The sequence below is a fragment of the Ruegeria sp. N7 genome, from assembly GCF_056531345.1.
Window position 1 is genome coordinate 15,858 of the sequence record NZ_JBQFLR010000009.1, and the last position, 20,212, is coordinate 36,069.

Annotated in this window: 16 protein-coding genes; 5 read left to right on the top strand and 11 right to left on the bottom strand. The window is 59.3% G+C overall.

The window, feature by feature from the left end; all coding sequences use genetic code 11:
- Positions 1 to 56: 56 nt before the first annotated feature.
- A complete protein-coding gene (locus ACR0ES_RS11705; protein WP_480870764.1) occupies positions 57 to 2,252 on the bottom strand; it encodes a primosomal protein N' in 2,196 nt (731 codons plus the stop codon).
- 88 nt (positions 2,253 to 2,340) lie between these two features.
- Here ACR0ES_RS11705 and fsa point away from each other — a divergent pair, with 88 nt between their 5' ends.
- The 4 genes from fsa to ACR0ES_RS11725 all read left to right on the top strand — a co-directional run bounded on the left by fsa (position 2,341) and on the right by ACR0ES_RS11725 (position 5,581).
- Positions 2,341 to 2,994 (top strand): fructose-6-phosphate aldolase, encoded by a 654-nt coding sequence (gene fsa, locus ACR0ES_RS11710; RefSeq protein ID WP_209505487.1) that lies wholly within the window; start codon positions 2,341 to 2,343, stop codon positions 2,992 to 2,994.
- Between the two features lie 197 nt (positions 2,995 to 3,191).
- Entirely contained in the window at positions 3,192 to 3,899 is a 708-nt protein-coding gene (locus tag ACR0ES_RS11715; RefSeq protein ID WP_209505485.1) for a DUF484 family protein, read from the top strand.
- On the top strand, positions 3,896 to 4,816 hold the full coding sequence (locus ACR0ES_RS11720; protein WP_480507052.1) for a tyrosine recombinase XerC: 921 nt from the start codon (positions 3,896 to 3,898) through the stop codon (positions 4,814 to 4,816). Before ACR0ES_RS11715 ends, ACR0ES_RS11720 begins: the two co-directional genes overlap by 4 nt.
- Positions 4,817 to 4,885: 69 nt before the next feature.
- Positions 4,886 to 5,581, top strand: coding sequence for a CDP-alcohol phosphatidyltransferase family protein (locus tag ACR0ES_RS11725; protein ID WP_480483981.1), 696 nt, complete (start codon positions 4,886 to 4,888; stop codon positions 5,579 to 5,581).
- 22 nt (positions 5,582 to 5,603) lie between these two features.
- Here the strand turns inward: ACR0ES_RS11725 and ACR0ES_RS11730 are convergent, their stop codons facing one another.
- Both ACR0ES_RS11730 and ACR0ES_RS11735 read right to left on the bottom strand, forming a co-directional pair.
- Positions 5,604 to 6,071, bottom strand: coding sequence for a hypothetical protein (locus ACR0ES_RS11730; protein WP_480870766.1), 468 nt, complete (start codon positions 6,069 to 6,071; stop codon positions 5,604 to 5,606).
- A 76-nt stretch (positions 6,072 to 6,147) separates the two neighbouring features.
- The gene (locus ACR0ES_RS11735) at positions 6,148 to 6,603 is read right to left on the bottom strand and encodes a methylated-DNA--[protein]-cysteine S-methyltransferase (RefSeq protein ID WP_480870768.1); all 456 of its coding nucleotides are present in this window, start codon (positions 6,601 to 6,603) and stop codon (positions 6,148 to 6,150) included.
- Positions 6,604 to 6,735: 132 nt separating this feature from the next.
- Between ACR0ES_RS11735 and ACR0ES_RS11740 the strand changes: the two genes are divergently transcribed.
- The gene (locus tag ACR0ES_RS11740; protein ID WP_480870770.1) at positions 6,736 to 8,706 is read left to right on the top strand and encodes a hypothetical protein; all 1,971 of its coding nucleotides are present in this window, start codon (positions 6,736 to 6,738) and stop codon (positions 8,704 to 8,706) included.
- 42 nt (positions 8,707 to 8,748) lie between these two features.
- Here ACR0ES_RS11740 and ileS read toward each other — a convergent pair whose 3' ends face one another.
- From ileS to ACR0ES_RS11780, 8 genes are all read right to left on the bottom strand, one after another.
- Entirely contained in the window at positions 8,749 to 11,661 is a 2,913-nt protein-coding gene (gene ileS, locus ACR0ES_RS11745; protein ID WP_480870772.1) for an isoleucine--tRNA ligase, read from the bottom strand.
- Between the two features lie 164 nt (positions 11,662 to 11,825).
- A complete protein-coding gene (locus tag ACR0ES_RS11750; protein WP_480870774.1) occupies positions 11,826 to 14,534 on the bottom strand; it encodes a DUF2339 domain-containing protein in 2,709 nt (902 codons plus the stop codon).
- Between the two features lie 80 nt (positions 14,535 to 14,614).
- Positions 14,615 to 15,094, bottom strand: a complete 480-nt coding sequence (locus ACR0ES_RS11755) for a DUF2269 family protein (protein ID WP_480546341.1) — start codon at positions 15,092 to 15,094, stop codon at positions 14,615 to 14,617.
- Entirely contained in the window at positions 15,094 to 16,410 is a 1,317-nt protein-coding gene (locus ACR0ES_RS11760; protein WP_480538590.1) for an SDR family oxidoreductase, read from the bottom strand. Before ACR0ES_RS11760 ends, ACR0ES_RS11755 begins: the two co-directional genes overlap by 1 nt.
- Before the next feature lie 76 nt (positions 16,411 to 16,486).
- Positions 16,487 to 17,197: a VIT1/CCC1 transporter family protein gene (locus tag ACR0ES_RS11765; protein WP_267367744.1), complete on the bottom strand. Its 711-nt coding sequence runs from the start codon at positions 17,195 to 17,197 to the stop codon at positions 16,487 to 16,489.
- Between the two features lie 62 nt (positions 17,198 to 17,259).
- Positions 17,260 to 18,249, bottom strand: coding sequence for a YcjF family protein (locus tag ACR0ES_RS11770; protein WP_480832752.1), 990 nt, complete (start codon positions 18,247 to 18,249; stop codon positions 17,260 to 17,262).
- A complete protein-coding gene (locus tag ACR0ES_RS11775; protein WP_480832751.1) occupies positions 18,242 to 18,697 on the bottom strand; it encodes an N-acetyltransferase family protein in 456 nt (151 codons plus the stop codon). The genes ACR0ES_RS11770 and ACR0ES_RS11775 overlap by 8 nt, the downstream gene beginning before the upstream one ends.
- Positions 18,694 to 20,109: a YcjX family GTP-binding protein gene (locus ACR0ES_RS11780; RefSeq protein WP_480870844.1), complete on the bottom strand. Its 1,416-nt coding sequence runs from the start codon at positions 20,107 to 20,109 to the stop codon at positions 18,694 to 18,696. Before ACR0ES_RS11780 ends, ACR0ES_RS11775 begins: the two co-directional genes overlap by 4 nt.
- Between the last annotated feature and the right edge of the window lie 103 nt (positions 20,110 to 20,212).

A 20,212-nucleotide genomic window follows, 5' to 3' on the forward strand; every position in this document is an offset into this window, starting at 1 on the left:
CGACTTTGGCGAGGGGGAAGCGACCGGCGCACAATGGCCCTGCGTTAATGCAATAGTCAGTAAAAGCTTTGTGGATCGATATCGACGGTCAGGCGGATATCGCCTTTCAGGCGCAGCGGGGCGATCCAACGAGCGATGGCGTCCTGGATTGGTGCGCCTTTAGGTGCCTTGACCAGCAGGCGGACACGGTGACGTCCGCGAATACGGGCAATCGGCGCTGGGGCGGGGCCAAACACCTGCGCGCCAATCTGGCGCAATGGGCTGTCGTTGCGCGCCATGGCGTTGCCAATGTCAAAGACCGGTCCGACCTCGGGGCCCGACAACACGATCCCCGCCATACGTCCATAAGGCGGCACACCGGCCGCTTGCCGACCGGCGGCCTCGGCCTTCCAAAAGCCCTCTTCGTCACCCGACAGAATCGCCCGGATCACCGGGTGTTCCGGCTGGAAAGTCTGTAACAGCGCCTGCCCCGGTTTTTCAGCCCGACCAGCACGCCCCGCAACCTGTCGCATCAGCTGAAATGTTCGTTCAGCGGCCCTCAGGTCTGCGCCATGCAGACTGAGATCCGCGTCGATCACCCCCACCAATGTCAGCTTGGGAAAGTTGTGCCCCTTGGCCACCAATTGCGTTCCGATGACGATATCTGCGTCCCCTGCCGCAATTTCTTCGATCTTGGCCTTCAGTGCCCGGGCTGAGCCGAACAGATCAGAACTCAGCATGGCAATCCTGGCCTCGGGGAAGGTTGCTTCGGCCTCTTCGGCCAAACGCTCAATGCCCGGCCCCACCGGGGCCAGCTTGCCCTCGACCCCGCAAAAAGGGCAGACCTCGGGCATCGGCTTGGTCTCACCGCATTGGTGGCACATCAGGCGCTTCAGGAACCTGTGTTCCACCATGCGCGCGTCGCAATGATCACAGGCGATCTGTTCCCCGCAGGCGCGGCACAGGGTTACCGGAGCATAGCCACGGCGGTTTATGAACAAAAGCGACTGCTCGCCTTTCTCGATCCGCTGCTGCACCGCCTGCCGCAAAGTCGGAGATATCCACGTTCCGGCCTGCATCTGTTCGGCCCGCATGTCGATGGGCTTCATCTCGGGCAACACCGCCGCGCCGAAACGCGAAGTCAGGTCGACCCGATCATATTTACCTGCCTCAGCATTCGCCCAGCTTTCCAGCGACGGGGTTGCACTGGCCAGAATCACCCGCGCACCGCAGATGGCAGACCGCAGGACCGCCATGTCGCGCGCGCTGTAATGCACCCCGTCTTCCTGTTTGTATGAGGTGTCGTGTTCCTCATCCACCACGACCAGCCCCAGATCGCGAAATGGCAGAAACAGGGCTGACCGCGCGCCAACAACCAGTTGAGCTTCCCCCTGCCCGACCATCCGCCAGACTCGCCTGCGTTCAGTCATGGTCGCGCCCGAATGCCACTCGGCAGGGCGCGCGCCAAACCGCGCCTCAACCCGTGTCAGGAATTCTGCGGTTAGCGCAATTTCCGGCAAAAGGACAAGTGCCTGCCGCCCCATGCGCAGCGCTTCGGCCACAGCCTCCAGATAGACTTCGGTCTTGCCGGAACCCGTCACGCCTTTCAGCAACGTTGTGCCGTAATTCCCCGTCCGTTGCCCGGCGCGAAGCTGCGCAACCGCACTTGCCTGATCTTCGGTCAGGTCCTTTCCCGGCAAATCGGGATCAAGATGCGGATACGGCAGGTCGCGCGGGCTATCTTCTTCACGAACCGCGCCTTGCTTGACCAAGCCTTTGACAACGGACGAAGTTACCCCGGCCTGTTCTGCCAGTTCCTTTAACGTAAATGCCAACCCGCCATAGTCGCGCAACACGTCAAGCACACGGGTTCTGGCGTCGGTCATCCGGTCTGGCGAGGTGGTTCCCAAACGATAGATCTTGCGCATGGACGGTGGGTCACCCAGCCCCGGCGCGCGGGTCGCCAGTCGCAACATCGCGGGCATTGGCGTCAGGGTGTAGTCGGCAACCTTGCCGAGGAATGCCCGCATTTCCTCGCGCATGGGCGCAACTTCAAGCACACGGATCACCGACCGCGCCTTGTTCAGATCGAATCCACCCTGCCCCGGCCCCCAGACAACCCCCAACACCTTGCGCGGACCAAGCGGTACCTCGACAAACGCACCCAGAAAGCATCCTCCTTCCGGCGCTTTGTAATCCAACGTCCGGTCCAACGGCTGCGTTGTCAGCACCGCAATCAGCTCTCCCTCGTCGAAAAATCCGTTAGCGCTCACAGCATATCCTTTGCAGGGGGTTCCAGCATGGCTCTCTTTGAGGTAAAGCCATCCGCGACCAAGGCCAACCCATCAAAGGACTGCCCTCATGAAATTCTTCGTAGACACCGCCGAGATCGACGCCATCGCTGAACTGAACGACCTGGGCATGGTGGACGGCGTGACCACCAACCCCTCGCTGATTCTGAAATCAGGCCGCGACATTCTGGAAGTGACCAAAGAGATCTGCGATCTGGTCGACGGTCCCGTTTCCGCCGAAGTTGTCGCCACCGAAGCTGATGACATGATCGCCGAGGGCCGCAAGCTGGCCAAGATTGCCCCGAATATCGCAGTGAAGGTTCCACTGACATGGGCCGGTCTGAAAACCTGCAAGACGCTCAGCGACGAAGGGCAGATGGTCAACGTCACCCTGTGCTTTTCGACCAATCAGGCGATTCTGGCTGCAAAAGCAGGTGCGACCTTCATTTCGCCCTTCATCGGCCGTCTGGACGATATCAACCTGGATGGCATGGATCTGATCGCCGACATCCGTCAGGTCTATGACAATTACGGATTCGAAACCGAAATTCTGGCTGCTTCGATCCGCACCGTGAACCATGTCACCGAAAGTGCCCGCATTGGTGCGGACGTCATCACCGCGCCGCCAGCCGTGATCAAGAAACTGGCCGATCACCCGCTGACCGACAAAGGTCTGGAAACCTTTCTGGCAGACTGGGCCAAAACCGGTCAGAAAATCCTCTGATCTGGTTTGCAACCGCGCGGCGCTATCAGGCGCCGCGCACGGCCCAACGGCCCAAAGCCTGATCTACGATCAGGCGCGGCAGGCGGGAGCCTATCCGCCACAGCATCCGGGGAAATCCACTCTTGCGTGCATTTTTCCCAAGGCAAATCCGGTTCGGCATGTTATAAGCCGCCCAACAAAAAAAGACCGGACAGGACATGAGCAGCAATCCCAAACTCGAGGATAATCTCCGCGCGGCAATTCTGGCCGAGCCCGACGTCGTTCTGGATGACAAGGACCTGATGCAAGCCCTTGTGGCCGCGAACGAACGCGCCCGAGGTGACAATGTGATCGATCTGCGTGGCATCGCCATGCAGCGGCTAGAGGCGCGGCTGGACCGGCTGGAAGATACTCACCGCTCGGTCATCGCTGCGGCCTATGAAAACCTTGCAGGCACCAATCAGGTTCACCGCGCGATTTTGCGCCTGCTGGAACCGGTCGAATTCGAGGATTTCCTGCGCGCCCTTGGCACCGATGTCGCAAATATCCTGCGGGTTGACCACATCACGCTGGTTCTGGAAACCACCGTGGTTCAGAACGATCCTGCCGTGGACAGGCTTGGAGGCGTTCTGACGATCGCAGAGCCCGGCTTTATCAATCAATACCTGACCAATGGGCGCGGCGGCCCTGTCCGCGACGTGACCTTGCGCGAAACTCATCAGCCGAACCGACGTGTTTTCGGCGCGCTGGCGGATCAGTTGCGCTCAGAAGCCTGCCTGAAACTGGACCTCGGTCCGGGTCGCCTGCCGGGCATGATCGTCATGGGGGCCCGCGATCCGCGGCATTTCACACCGCAACTCGGCACCGATCTTCTCACCTTCTTTTCCGGCGTATTCGAACGCTCGATGCGCCACTGGCTGTCGTGAACCTGATCTCACCCGCTTGCCGCGACGCGCTCCAGCACTGGCTGGACACTCTGGGCGCGCTGGCGGGGCGGTCGCAAAACACGCAAACCGCCTATCGCGGCGATGTCACCGAGTTTCTGTCTTTCATGACCCTTCATCACGGGGAACGGCAGGGGCTGAAGGCGCTGGAACGGATCACCGTGTCGGATATGCGCGCCTGGATGGCGGATCAGCGCAGCGGGGATATCAGCGCGCGATCCCTTGCGCGCAAACTGTCCGCCGTCAAAAGCTTCTATCGTTGGCTGGCCGAGCGAGAGGGATTTGAACCCACCGCCGTTTTGTCGACCCGCGCGCCCAAATTCACCAAGAAACTGCCCCGCCCTCTGGCCGAAGACGCCGCGCGCGCCATGATTGACACGGTCGAGCTGCAATCTGTGTCCGACTGGGTTGCGGCCCGCGATGTTGCGGTTGTCACGTTGCTTTATGGATGTGGTCTGCGGATATCCGAGGCCTTATCCCTGACCGGTGCAGACGCGCCCCTGCCCGAGACGTTGCGCATTGTCGGGAAGGGCGACAAGGAACGGATCGTTCCGGTTCTTCCAGCTGCCCGAGACGCGGTTGACCGATATCTTCAGCTTTGCCCCCACCCGCAAGCGAAGGACGCAGCCTTGTTCCGGGGCGCTCGTGGCGGCCCGCTGAACCCGCGCGCGATTCAAGGCGTCATGGCCAAGGCACGGATGCAACTGGGGCTACCTTCAACCGCCACACCTCATGCCATGAGACACAGCTTTGCCACCCATCTGTTGTCCGCAGGAGGAGATCTGCGGGCCATTCAGGAACTGTTGGGGCACGCCTCATTGTCAACCACACAGACCTATACCGCCGTGGATACTGCACGGCTTATGGAAGTCTACAACCGTGCGCATCCAAAGGCGTGACTGACACATTGAACAGAAACCTCGGGCTTTTGGTTTGCATCTCTGGCGTGCATCGGTCATGACCCTAGCATGACACTCAGATTCAAAGCTCTTGCCGTACATCTCTTCACTGCCACTGGTGCTGTTTTCGCAATGCTGGCCATGCTGGCCGCCGTGGAAGAGAAATGGAGCCTCATGTACCTTTGGCTGGTTGTATCCTTCATTGTCGATGGCATCGACGGCCCGTTGGCGCGGCACTATCACGTCAAGAAAAACGCACCCGAGTTTGACGGCGTCTTGCTGGATCTGATCATCGATTATCTGACCTATGTGTTCATCCCAGCCTTTGCGCTGTTCAAATCCGGATTGATGGATGGATGGACCGGCTGGTTCGCAATCATCGTCATCACCTTTGCCAGCGCGATGTATTTCGCGGACACCCGGATGAAAACAAAGGACAATTCCTTTTCCGGCTTTCCCGGATGCTGGAACATGTTCGTTGTCGTGATCTTCGCACTGGAGCCCAATTTCTGGATCATCCTGCTGCTGGTCACGCTGCTGTCGCTTGCGATGTTTCTACCTTTGAAATTCGTTCACCCCGTGCGCACCGAGCGTTGGCGCAGTCTGACCTTGCCGGTCGCCCTTGCCTGGACGTTCTTTGCGGGCTGGGCCGCATGGGTCGATTTTCATCCCGAAAGCTGGGCCCACTGGGGTCTGGTCATCGCCAGCCTGTACCTGACATTTGCTGGTATCGCACAACAGGTTGTTCCGCAGCGCCGTACCTGACACGAGCGCTGCCGGACCGGATTTAAAGAACGTCCTGAACCTCAAATTCAGTACCGTTATGGGTAAAGACGTCACCCGCTCTCAGACCGGCCATGGCCAGGTAGATCGGGCTTTGTGTCGAGATCCCCATATATGTATCTCCACCCACCTCGAACCGGGTCGTCGAAACGCAGACGACAAAGCTGCGGTTGTTGAACCTGATCACCGATCCCGGCCTGACTGTATCTGTCAGACCAAAATCGGTATTCTCGATCACATCGATTTTGGCATGATGCGCATGAACAGGCGCGTCAAATGCAGCTGCCAGATCGGCATTTTCGCGCGATGCGGCTATGTCATCCTTGTCGTGGCCTTCCCGGTCATCCAGTTGGGCATCCTTCAGAAATGCATCGTAATGGGCCTGCGCCGTTGCAAGCTCCTCTGCCTCAAGCGACATCAACCGGTCGATAATAGCCTTCTTCTGGGCTGCGCGATCTTTTTCGGTGCTCATTCAATGCGATCCTTCAAATTCAGCAACTGATATAAGTTGTGCTTCCCAGACCCGGATTGCAACCGAATTTCGAGGCTCAGATCAAAAGACCCGCCGCCCGTTCATGCCGTAGCAGTGCAACCTTTGTCTCGATCCCGCCGCACCCGGAAAACCCGCCCAGCCCATTGGCAGCCAGCACCCGGTGGCAGGGAATAATAACGGGAATCGGGTTTGCCCCACAGGCCTGACCGACCGGTTGCGCCGGTTGTCCCAGCGCCTTGGCGATATCCCCGTAGGTGCGCGTTTCCCCAAGAGGAATGGCATACATAAGATCACAGACCTGCCTTTGAAACTGCGATCCATGGATGCGGTAGGGCAGATCGAAGCGGTCAAGCCGTCCAGCGTCATAGGCCATCAACTGCGCCGCCGCCTCGCGCAGCAGAGCTGTTGGTTCGCCGTCGTCCTCGCCGTCCCAGATCAGCCGCGTGAGGGCACCATCCGTTTCCTCGATCCCAAGTCTTCCGAACTGAGTATCAACTGCAATCATCGCCATGGGCTGACGGTTTCAGATCAATCCTCCAAGTTCAAGTGGCGAAGCCGTGGGGCTGCGCGACGCGCGGATTTTGCGAATTGCGGCAATCATGTTAGCCTAGCCGCATTGTCAAAAAGAGATTTGGAGCATGAGATGGGTCGTCATTTGATCCTGACGGTTCACGGAATTGGCGAGCAAATACCCGGTGAGACCGTCGATCAGGTCGTCGGGGCCGCGACAACCTGGCTGGATGGCAATCCCGAACCCCCGATTGAGGTTCAGCGTGGGATGATCGAGCTGGCCGAAACAACCTTCGACGGCACCCCCCGAAGCGCGAAACTGTTCCCGGTCAACCTGCGCAAGGTGACGAAACCGTCAGCACCGCAGGACGAGGCCATGTTTGCCGAGGTTTTCTGGGCCGACCGCTCACCCGCCCCGAAAGGCGCCATTAAGACAGCATTGGACCTGATCTGGGTTGTTCTTGCGCTGGGCTATCTGGCCATGGACAATGCCGAACAAACGCATAGCCGCGCGGATGTGGCCTCGGACCAAGTCAACGGCAGGAACACTTTGGCCGCGCGGCTGGTTCACCTTTTTACATGGGTTTTCTTCGGCGCAGTTGCGACCCTGAATGCCTATCTTCTGATCGGTGCCATAGCCGTTATGGTTGATCGCGTTCCCGGGATCTTCTTTCAAAGCACGATCCTGCTGTTCTGGCTCCTGTTCACGCTTTACGCCGGAGGGGCCGCATACGGACTAAGGCGCAGCTTTGCAGCCCCGACTTATCTAAGACGCGTATTCTGGCGCGGCATTTTCGGGATAGGGTTTTTGCTGCTGATCTGCCTGATCATTGGTCCGCTTGGTCTGGAAATCCGAGCCTGCACACCCTTGCCGGACAGCCCGGTTTGCCCTTCGGCGCTAGAGCAGTTTGTGGCCTTTCAGGTCTACCTGCTCGCGTTTTTCTGGGCTTCGCTGATCTTCATGACAATCATTTTGTACGTGCTTTCTGCGACCAGCCTTGATGAAAAGGTTCAGGCAGACAATCTGAAAGAACACAGGCGGCTGTACCCCAGCATATGTGCAGGCATGTTGGTGTTCTGGATGTTCTTTATATCCGGGTTGTGGCTAATGCTGCGGGAAATGCTCGACACAGTTCCGGGGCTGTCGGATGGAAAACTGACCGGTCTTTTTGACAATTTCCTCAGTGACTCCATCGAAACACTCAGTGTTGCCTTCGCGGCAATTGTCCTGCTTGCGTTTGTCGGTGTTGGGCTGTTTGCCGGTCGCAGAAGGCTGAAGGCAAACCTGCATGTCCGCGACGGGCTGATCAGCCGCGCCATCCTCAATCGTTTTGCACAATGGGTCTTTTTGTTCGGTGCAATCGTACTGGCGATGGTCACTATCCGAGAAATCGCGTTGAGCCAGCACGTCGATCCCCTGTGTCAGATCGGAACGGACAATTGCAACCTGATTGGCCGGGTTTTGAACAAACTGGCAAGCAAACAGGGCGAGATTGGCCTGATCGTCCTGGGTGCAACAGCATTGATGTACCGCTTTTCCGATTTCGTCGCAGCAGGGCTGGGCGTAGCAAGGGACATCGTCACCTATGCCATTCGCGACAAGTGTTTACTGAAAGCGGACCTGAAAACGAGGCTGCGCAATCATCCGGATCGCAAGGCGATTGATGAACGATTTTATCGTGCGCTGCATTATGTGGTGGATATCTTTGCCGCGGACCACATCACGGTGATCTCACATTCACAAGGCACCGTGATTGCCACGCAAATGCTGGCTGATCCACGTGTGCAAAAGCTTATCAATGGGCGCACCCTGACGCTGATCACGATGGGCTGTCCTGTGACCCATATTTATCAGCGCTATTTTCCCGAGATGTTCACAGTCGTTCCCAAAAACCTGAACGCCGCATGGTTCAACATCTTCAGGCAGGATGACTTCGTAGGGACCGAGATTGAGGGCGGGCTGATTTCCGCAAACCGCAACATTCCGGTCGAGCCCGGTGGTCACACAGGATATTTCACGGATTATCAGGTTTGGAAGGCCCTGAAGGATTCAGCCATAGGCTTTGACCTGTTTAATCCGACACCGCAGTCCGCGCAGACGTGAAACGAAAAACGCCCCCTCGAAGGATCGAGAGGGCGGTTTCAATCAGCTTAGCGCCTCATCGCAGCGTCGGCAAACTCCGACATGGGCGTGGCGGCCCACGTCAGGAAGGATTTTCCAACAGCGCTGACATTTCTCGCCTTCGGCCTTCTCGAACACGACGGCAATGCCTTCGATTTCAGGTACGCGGAATGCTTCGGCCGGGGCCGGGTCGCCGGTCACGGTCAGGCCTGACGTGATGCACAGATCGTCCACGTCAAAGGTCGCCAGCAGATCAAGGGTTTCACTGTCCTCAACATGCACAATCGGTGCCGCCTCAAGGCTGGAGCCGATCACCTTGTCCTGCCGCTGGATCTCAAGCGCAGCTGTCACTGCACGGCGTACACGGCGCACTTTGGCAACGGCCTCTTCCAGTTCGGCGAAACGCCAATCCGCAGGCGTTTCCGGGAAGTCGACCAAGTGGACCGAGCTATCGTCGCCCGGAAAGCGCTCCAGCCAGACCTCTTCCATGGTGAAAACCAGAACCGGCGCCAGCCACGTGGTCAGGCGATGGAACAGGATATCCAACACCGTCCGCGCAGCACGACGGCGCGGCGTGTCGCCGTCACAATAAAGAGCATCCTTGCGGACGTCGAAGTAGAAGGACGACAGGTCAACCGTGGCAAAGGTGAAGACCGCGCTGAATACGCCCTGGAAATCGAAGGACGCATAGCCCTTGCGAACCTGCTCATCCAGATCGGCCAGCCGGCTGAGCACCCAGCGCTCCAGACGCGGCATATCTTCGGGTGCAACGCGATCGGCCTCGGTGAAATCCGCCAGCGAGCCCAGCATAAACCGCATGGTGTTGCGCAGACGGCGATAGCTGTCGGCGGTGCCTTTCAGGATCTCCGGCCCGATCCGCTGGTCGGCCGTGTAGTCGGTCTGAGCCACCCAAAGGCGCAGGATATCGGCGCCGTACTGCTTGACGACCTCTTCCGGTACGATGGTGTTACCCAACGATTTGGACATCTTGTTGCCCTTGGCATCCAGCGTGAAGCCGTGGGTGACGACGTTGCGATATGGCGCACGGCCTTTGGTGCCGCAAGCCTGCAACATGGATGAATGGAACCACCCGCGATGCTGGTCGGTGCCTTCCATGTAGACGTCGGCGATACCGTCCTCGGTCCCATCTTCGCGGTCGCGCAAAACAAAGGCGTGAGTGGATCCAGAATCGAACCACACATCCAGCACGTCAAACACCTGATCGTAGTCATCGGGGTTGGCGATGCCGTCGAGAATTTTCTCTTTGAACCCGTCGGTGTACCAGATATCCGCGCCGTCTTTCTCAAACGCCGCCTTGATGCGCGCGTTGAGCTCGGCGTTGCGCAGCAGGTAATCCGCGTCGGTTGGCAAGGCACCTTTCTTGGTGAAACAGGTCAGCGGCACGCCCCAGGCACGCTGGCGCGAGAGAACCCAGTCCGGGCGTGCTTCGATCATCGAATAGAGGCGGTTGCGCCCCGTCTGCGGCGTCCACTTCACCAGTTCGTCGATGGAGCGCAGCGCACGTTCGCGGATGGTGTCCCCCATCTCACCCATGCCGTCGTCCAGCTTGCGGTCAACGGATGCAAACCACTGCGGCGTGTTGCGATAGATGATCGGCGCCTTCGAGCGCCATGAATGCGGATAGCTGTGCTTGATCTTGCCGCGCGCCAGCAGCCCGCCGACCTCGGCCAGCTTGTCGATGACAACTTTGTTCGCGTCACCCTCACCACCCTTGCGGGACAGGATGTATTTGCCACCAAAGAACGGCAGATCGGTGCGGAACGAACCATCATCCATCACGTTATAGGTGATGACCTGCTCCAACATGCCTAAATCGCGGTAGAGTTCGAATTCCTCCATACCATGTGACGGCGCACAGTGGACGAAACCGGTGCCTTCGGTATCGGTCACGAAGTCAGCCGCGCGGAAGTCGCGGAGGTCGTCCCATTCGCCATTGCCGCCCTCGGCCCCGGCCAGCGGGTGGGTCAGTTGAACACCTTCAAGTTCATCGGTGGCGACACCGCGTACACGGGTCCACTGATCGTCGTTCAGACGGGCACGACCCAACACATCTGCGGCCATATTGTCAGCCAGCAGGAATCTGTCACCCACATTAGCCCAGCATTCCTCAGGCGCGCCGGTGACTTCGTACAGGCCGTAGGAGATGTCGTTGCCATACACGACCGCCTTGTTCGACGGCATGGTCCAGGGAGTGGTGGTCCAGATTACGACGAACGCATCATCCAGATCACCCGCGTTCATGACCTTGAACTTCACCCAGATGGTAAAGCTTTCCTTGTCGTGATACTCGACCTCGGCCTCGGCCAGCGCGGTTTTTTCGATGGGCGACCACATCACGGGTTTCGAGCCCTGATACAGCGTGCCGTTCATCAAGAATTTCATGAACTCGTCGGCGATCACGGCCTCGGCATGAAAGTCCATGGTGATGTAGGGATCAGGCCAGTTGCCGGTGATGCCCAGGCGCTTGAACTCTTCCCGCTGGATGTCGATCCAGCCTTCGGCGAACTTGCGGCATTCCTGACGGAAGTCGACGATGTTCACCTCGTCCTTGTTCTTGCCCTTCTTGCGGTACTGTTCTTCGATCTTCCATTCGATCGGCAGGCCGTGGCAGTCCCAACCGGGCACGTAACGCGCGTCAAAGCCCATCATCTGATGAGAGCGCACGATCATGTCCTTGATCGTCTTGTTCAGTGCGTGGCCGATATGCAGGTGGCCGTTCGCATAGGGGGGGCCGTCGTGCAGAGTAAAGGGTTTGCGCCCCGTTTTCTCGCGCAGGCGGTCATAGACACCGATGGTCTCCCACCGCTCCAGCCATGCGGGTTCGCGTGCAGGCAGGCCCGCGCGCATGGGAAAATCGGTTTTGGGCAGGTTCAGCGTGTCTTTATAGTCAGGCGTTTGGGTCGTGTCGGCGCACATTTTGAGCGTCCTTTGGATGATCTGGTCGTACTAGGATCGAAGCGGTCGGTGCGAATTCTCAAACACCTTTGCCCGGCGTCTCAGAGGGTCAGAGCGCCGGGGATATAATTCGAATAATGATGGCCGTCCGGTCATACATGGCCGCGCTTATAAGACGCCTGCCTTCAATGGTCCAGAGGTTCTGGCCCATGCGGCGAATGGCGCAGCTTGGCCCAGCGATTCAACCATGCCAGACCGGCCAGCCCAAGCCCCAGCGCCAGCAGTGAGAACACGCGGATCAGCCCGCCCAGACCGGCAATATCGATCAGAAAGACCTTGGCCACCGCCAGCCCGATCACCACCAACCCCGCCTTGCGCATCGCATCCGAACCACGTGCCAGAGATTGGTAGAACAGCGCCGCCCCGACCAGCAGCAGAACAAGGGTATATGTATAAAGCTCGGGCTGCGTGACGCCGTTGCCTTCAAACATGCCTGCTGCGCCCTGCCAGAAATGGCGGATGGTCAACCCGAACCACACGGCAACCAACGCACCCGCAATGGCATAGCTTGCCAGCCTGATCTGCTTTGGCATGTCCCTGATCCGCCATGCCGAGAATCCGATGGTCAGTGCAGGCACCAGATAGGCAAGGACAAGAGTGTTCAGAACCGGTGGGCCAAGCACCGGGTCGGCGTTGGGGTTCAGAAGCGGGTTTTGGTCGGTCAAAGCCAGGGTCAGTCGGAACACGCCATGACCGGCAAAGAACGCCGCCAACACGTACCGTGCATAATTCAGTTTGCCACCCAGCCCAAACCTCTGAACCTGAGCGAAGGCCAGCAGCAGCCAGATGACCGCCAGCAGGCCAAGACCCCAATGGCTGTTGTCGGCCCCGCCTTCTCCGAAACCTTCAAGCCACCGCAGTAGCAACAGGGACAGCAGGATGCCGCCCGTCGCCCATGCCGCGCTTTCCAGCAACAGTGCTGCAACCGGCCGCTGCAAGGGACGCAACAGCCACCAGCCAGCCACGAAACCCAACGTGGCCGCACCATAGACCATCGCCATTTCGGGCACCGGGGCCGCATTGGCCCAGTCCAGACCCGGGTCAAGCACCAAGCGCACCGTGACCGTAAAGACACCGGCCCAGATAAACCAACTCATCTGCGGCAAGGTGAACCTGCGATCCAAGGCTGCTGCTGCGACGATGCTGGCCACCAGCGCAATCGTCAGCGCGGCCGAGCTGAGCACGATGACGCAAGCAAAGACCAGACAGGACAGCGCCGATAACGTGGCCAGAGCAGCCCGCATCCGGTCATCGCCATCGGCGCGACCAAAACGCCCGGCCAGAACCACCATCAGAACTGCCAGGACAATCGCGTGCAGGGCCCAAGCGTACGCACCGATAACCGTGGCAGGATGCCAGCCCATTTCCAAAGCGATAGCCAGCGCGGGTGCAAAAACTACAGCGCCCCCGGCCCAGATTGCACGATACTGGTTTGCCCTGAATGACCGCCATGCCATCAAAATCGACATAAACGCGCCCAAAGCAACCAGCGCGGTGGCCGCCCTCGGAAAGTCGGCCTCGGGCGTCTCGGCATAAGTGTCGGTGAAACTGCGCAGAACTACTCCGTATTCCAGGCCGTGAGAGGCCACAAAAAACACAAGGCCCGCCGCAGGCAGGACGGTCAGATCCTGTAACGCAGGCGCATCCTTGGCCCACAATAGCAGCGCCAGAAGCAGGGCGGACAGCAGGCAGACACCCAACCAGAATTCAGCCGCTGAGTCTGCCCAATGCCAGGACAGGATTGCTGTGCTGGCCGCAATCGCTCCGGCGGCGAGCCGAGTTGGAAACTCGGGCCACGGGCGGGTTCCGGGGGTGCGGATCACCTGAGACATCATGCACCCTGCATGATCGGGCCAAACGCGCCGCACCGGAATGGCCGTCGCCAGAAGTGCGAGCACTGTTGTCGCGACCAGATATCCCGGTTCCGTATTCGGAGCGCCACTGACCAAAAGCAGGTTTGCCGCATATACCCCGACCAACGTCAGAACCGAAATCCACGCCCAGCGCCGCACCGTGTCGATTCCCAGCCCCAAAACGGCAACCAAAAGAAAATAGGCATAGAGCCACGATGGATCGTCAGATGCGCCTCCAACCAGAAAGGGTGCTGCAAAAGCTCCGATCAGTCCAACCGCAGCCAGCAGCGGGCCGTGGAACCACCCCAGAACAAGCCCAACAAGCGCGATGACAACCATTCCTGCCAAGGCCGTCTCGGCCCCGATCAGGCCATAAAGCTGCCGCGCAGACAGGATGGCGCCGAACAAGGTAACAAGGCCGGCCCCGGAAAAGACCGATGGCAAATAGGCAGTGGCCACCGCTTCGTCATCCCCGAACCTGCGGCGCAGAACCTCACCCCCGATAATCAAAACCGAGCCGAAGCCAAGCGCGGCAAAAACGCGGGCCGCCGGAGGTAACAATCCGTTCTCAACGCCATATTGCACGAGGAAAATACCGGCCAATGCCAGCGACAGTGCTGAGACCGCATAAAACCAGTTCTCACGCAGCCACGCGCCCAGCGCGGCAAACCTGTCATGGCGAAATACAATTGCAGGCGTAGCGGCGTCGGTGTCTACATCTTCGGCGCTTTCGTCTTCCTGTCGCTTTGGCGCGTCCCACGGCCCCGGGCTGTGAACCTGTTCCTCTGCCATAGGTTGCGGTGCAGGTGCATCCTGTTCCGGTTGCAGCGATGCAAGCGCATCGCCCGACACCAACGCATTGATCTGCGCTTCCAGTTGTTCGACCCGGCGACGCAATCGGGAATGCCCGACCAGAAGTGCAATCAATGTCACCGGGATGGCCAAAACAACCAGGCCAATAAGAACAAGCAACGTTTCCAACCGAGTCTCTCCGATCCGTAATTTCGGCCAAGCTATCTTGTGCTGTCGGTCAGCAACAGTCAGGAAAGCCGTGACAAAGTCTAAAGTACCGAAATCGCCGGACGGGCGATCATCAGCCACAGGATAGTCAAAACCGCCAGAAACGCCGGAACCCCGCAGGCGAACCAGAACCGAAACAAGCGGTGATACTCCGGTGGCAGTTGCGTTCCCCGCTCTGCCGCCATTCGCGCGTGGTCGCGCAACCGGATTTGAACCCAAACCACCGGCAACCAGAAAAAGCCCGTCAAAACATAAAGCACCAGAGACAACACGATCCAACCTTCACCCAAAGACCACCCGATCTGCCAGGCAAGCAGCGCTCCGGTCACTGGTTGCAGGATGACAGCAGTCGTGGTGAACAGAAGGTCGGCAAGCACCACGATACCCGCCGTATGGGCGATGACGCGCGGGTCGTTTGTCCGGTGCGCCATCAGCATGAAAAAGGCGATCCCTGCCCCTGTTCCCAGCAGCACACATGCACCGATGACATGCAGCCATCGCAAGATCAGTTCAGGGTCCATCATCGGCTCTCAAACAAGGGCAACGCCACAAGCGACAGGATCATCGCGGGCAGGATTTTCACCAGCGGCCCCAGCGGGTCCAACCACAAGTCCGGCATCGTGACCGAAGCGGCAATCAGGTAGAATATGGCCACAGTCAACTGCGCCATACATGCCCGCGCCGCCCATCGGCGCCACAGGATGGCCAGACCAAGTGCTATGTCGATCAGGGACCAGAACACAACGCTGGTCACCGCCAAGGCGGATGACCACCCCGCTTCGACCAGCATACCAGAAGCCGTAGACAAACCCGCCAGCCCAAACAGGCCCGACAGCAACCAGAACAGGCTGAGTGTTGCAACGATCAGCGGCATCAACAGCGTCATCCGCGCGGTCAACCGATGCTCGCGCGCGCAAGGCAGCATGGCATAAACCTCAGGCAAGGCGGCATTTCCGCGCCCGGCCGCTGCACGATAGGGGCCAGGGTCGCCGATCACGCCATCCGCCATGACCGTCATCGCCGTGCTGCGCAGCGGAGACCGCCAACCCAACAGGGCCAGACAATCCGCCATGGCCGCAACGGCTTTTGTCAGGACAGGCGGCAGGACCAGATGGAAGCGCGCAGCGGGAAACCCCAGCCACTGCCGCGTGCAGCGCACCACGTCCGACAAACTATGCGGGGTATCCTCGACCAGATCGTAATTACCCTGCGGCAGACGACCGGCAACGGCAGCAATCACGACGTCACACAGATCGGGCATCCCGATGCATTGAACGGGTGTATCGGGGTAAGCCAGCGGTTGAATAAAAGGAACAGACGCCAGCATTCGAAGCAACGCCGTTCCCCCATAATCCGTTTGCCCGATAACAAGCCCTGGCTTTAGAATCCAAAGTGTTACGCCCGATGCGCGCAAAGCGGCATCTCCGCGTGCCTTGCTGCACAGGAAATGCGTGCTGGCGTCCGGCTCTGCTCCGATGGCCGAAATCTGAACAATGCTTATGCCACCTTCCGCGCAGGCCCCTGCAAGGGCTGCGACCGCCATATGGTGCACCGCTTCAAGGTTGTCCTGCGCGTTATCCTGCAAAGCCCCTGCGCAATTCACCACGACATCGACGTCGGCCAGCAGGTCCTGCCAATCGTCCTTGTGCAACAGATCGCGCATATCGCCCTGTTTCAGCAAAACCCCCGGCAGGACCTTTGCCCCTTGAGCAAGATTGCGCCCCATGCCCTGAACCGTGGCACCTGCGGCCGACAATGCCCGCGTGACGGCGGTGCCGATGAACCCATAAGCACCCAGAACCAATACGTTCTTTCCAGAAAGCTCGTGATCTGCCATCGTCCTTTGCACCTGTTTTGCGCCACTCTACCTATCCGGGAAGTTTTGACCAGTCGCGACTACCGTGCTGCGACATTTATGGATGGAACAGAGACCCGACGAGATACGCGATCAGTGCCGCCAGACCACCGATCAACAGCGTTTCGATACCTGACCGCCACCAGGGCGCCAACGACCACCGGCTTTTGAACGCACCAATCGCAAAGAAGACCCCCATCGTCATCCAGACCGACATCTCGAAAGCATTCTCCACCGACGCCAAAAACGGCAACAGCGGGATCATCCCGGCCACAAGGAACGCGAAGAACGTTGCCAACGCGGCTTTCATCGGATGTGGGTCGACACTGCCCAGCCCATATTCACCCTCGATCATCAGGTTGACCCAATGTTCGTGGCTCGACGTGATCGCGGCGGTGGCTTCGTTCAGAATTTCCCCTGACAACCCTTTTTGCGACAGAATTTCACGGACCTCCTCGCGCTCGCCGTCGGGGTAGAGTGCGATGTGGCGTTCCTCGATCGCCCGAATGCGCCGTATGTTGTCCAGTTCGGCCTTGGTGCCCGAGTAATTCCCGGCAGCCATTGAAAACCCGTCCGCCAGAACGTTTGCCAAACCAAGTGCCACGATAACAAACGGGGAAAGGCCCGCCCCCGCGACACCGGCGACAATGGCAAATGTGGTGACGGAACCATCAATGCCGCCATACACAACGTCGCGTAACACACCGCGCCCGGGCGGAGCGTTGATCCGGTCGGCAATTTCCTGCGGACTGTGACCGTGATCCGTCATGGTTTGCTCCTATTGCTCACTGGCAGAGTGCAGAAGGGTGTGGTCTGACGCTTTGCTCTGGATCAACCCTTGGAGAACAGACCCTGCAAGGCGCGTTTAATGATGCCTCGCGTGGAAGGTTTGTGGCGTTTTGAGAATGGCAGCGGGCGGCAGACCTCCATCGCGGCCACGCCCACTCGGGCGCTGAGCGCACCGTTGACCAGACCTTCTCCGAACCGTCGGGACAATTTGCTGAGAACGGACCCGCCCAGAACAGGTTCCAGCAGATCGTCACCAACGGCCACCGCCCCAGTTGCGACCAGATGCACAAAGACGGCACGGGTCAGACGCCAGCTTCCCAGCGTGCCAGCCCGCCCCCCGTAGATTTCCGCGACGCGGCGGATCATCCGTAGGGACGCGGCCAGAGCCGTTACAACATCCGCCAGTGCCAGAGGGACCAAAGCGGTCACGGTGGCAACCTGCCGTGCTGCGGCCTCAACCTCACGGCTGGCAGCGGCGTCGAGCGGGGCCAACAATTCATCCTCGGCAAGGTTTAAAAGCGCCTCGGCATCGAACTGTTCCCCCATACGCTCGGACAACCGCTCGCGACCCCAGCGGGTATCCTCGCGCCCTTTGTAGAATGCAATGATGCGATGTGTGACCGCACGCGCCTGAGCCAGGTCTTCATCAGCCAATGCAATATCCGCTGCACGGCGCATCCCATCAACACGGGACAACCGCCCCAAAGCCGCGAGCTCGCGTAGCGCGATGATCACCACCACCAGAACCAATGCAGCCAACAATCCGGCAACGATCCAACCCAGAACGGGCATCCGCGTCACCAGAGAGGTTGCAAAATCCCAGGCGGCCACCGATATGGCGGCCCCGACCACCGAAAGCGCAAGCCCCCAGAACCAGCGCGCAAGGACTGAGGGTTTGCTGGCCGCCAGCCGGGCCGCGCTTTGCATCGCCTGCCCCTGAGGTGGCACAGTATCCGGCACCGGTTTTGCCTGCGCGACATCAGCAGCGGGTTCATCATCGTCAAGATCGATCAAAACCGGACCTTTAGCCATTTGTCGTATCCCTGCTGTGCCAGACAAACCTTATGTCCGGCAGGTTTTCATCGTTTTCTGCCCCATCGCTGCGCGCCACCTCGGCAAAGCCGTTTCGCTCATAGAACCGACAGGCACGGGAATTATCCTGAAACGCGTACAAGCCCAGCCGCCGCTGGCTTGATTTCGCGTGATCCAGCAATTGCTGGCCGATCCCCTGCCCCCGAGCTTGTGCATCCAGATAAAGTGAATGGATTTCACCCCCATTCAGCGCCAGAAACCCGACCACGCCTGTCTCAGCCTCGGCCACAGTGACCCAGTCCTGATCAATCATCCGGCCGCAAAAGGCGATGGTTTCAGCACAGCTGTGCAATTTGGGCATCCAGTCGTTTTCCAAAGCGAAATCGTGCAGGATCGTACCGATTGTACCGGCATCTGTGGTGCGTGCGGGGCGCAGTGTCGTGATCACAATCTGTCTCCGATCAGAAACTGCGCTGCACGATCCAGTCGAATATGCGGGGGGCCGTCACCAGGTTTCAGGGTTAGTTTTGCCGGCGCAAAGGCCATGAACCCATAATCTTCGTTCAACCAGCTCTCCGCCCCATTTCGCGCCGGACCCAACAGATGCGTTGGATCCTCGGGCAATTGTCCGGGATAGAAAGCGGCCTGTTTGCCGCTGCCTAACAAAGTACCACGCACGCATGGCAGATCGGTCCCGTCGTGGCTGCGTATCTCTTCGGTTGTTGCACGTAACGAGGCCAGAGACAGGGCCGCAGTCCGGGCCCCGGCGAATTTCGCACGATCGCGTGCCTCGCGCGTCAAAGCTTCGATAATCGCGGTCAGGCGGGGATGCTGCGTGTGGTGCAGGTGGTCCGCTTTTGTCGCTGCAAACAGGATGCGTTCGACCTTTTTGCCCAACAAAAGCTGGCTCAGCCATGCGTTCCGTCCCGGACGAAAAGCCGACAGGATATCAGCCATCGCGCGGCGCATATCTTCAACGGCCTGAGGACCTTTGTGAATTGCGCCCAGCGCGTCAACCAGAACCACCTGCCGGTCAATCCGCGAGAAGTGATCCCGAAAAAACGGTTTCACGACCTGAGATTTATAAGCTTCGAACCGCCGTTCCATCTCGCGCTGAAGGGTCCTGCGCCGCGACGGGCCCGTGATTGCCAACGGTGCAAAGGTCAGAACCGGAGATCCCGCCAGATCACCCGGCAACAGGAATCGTCCGGGGGTACAGTCGTAAAACCCGGCATCGCGCGCTGCGTTGAGGTAGGCGGTGAACGACGCGGCCAGAGCTTGTGCGGCAGGTTCGTCGTGCCCTACCGACGGGTCTGTATCTTGGACCAGCGCCAGATATGCGGCAGCCGCTGCGCGGGTCTTAATCCGTGCCAGTGTTTCCTGAGACCAGTCTGCGTAAGATTTGTCCAGCAAGGCCAGATCCAGCAGCCATTCTCCGGGATAATCGACGATATCCAGATGGACCGTGCGCGGCCCTTGCAACCCGGCAAGCAGCCCGGCGGGACGGGCCTTGAAGGACAAACGCAATTCAGACACCGCACGCGTGCTGTCTGGCCAGTGCGGTGTCGGTCCCGTCAGGGCAGACAGGTGCGATTCATAATCGAACCGGGGCACAGTGTCATCCGGTTGGGGTTGCAGAAAGGCGGCATTGATTCGCCCCTCCTGCTGCGCAACCAGCCCGGTCATACGGCCCCGATCCAGCAGATTGGTAACCAACGAAGTGATGAATACTGTTTTGCCGGATCGTGCCAGCCCGGTGACACCCAAACGGATGACCGGCTCGAAAAATGTCTCGGACACGCTGTCGCCGATACTTTCGACGCCACGCGCAAGACTGTCTGCCAGTGAAGAGATGACCAATCCGCCGCCCCGCAATTTTCCTTTTACCCAAGATAGGTAGCGGTCGCGGCACATACCAGCGCTTTCGCCCCCTTGCCCGATCCTGCGCTGCGCTGTACCAGCG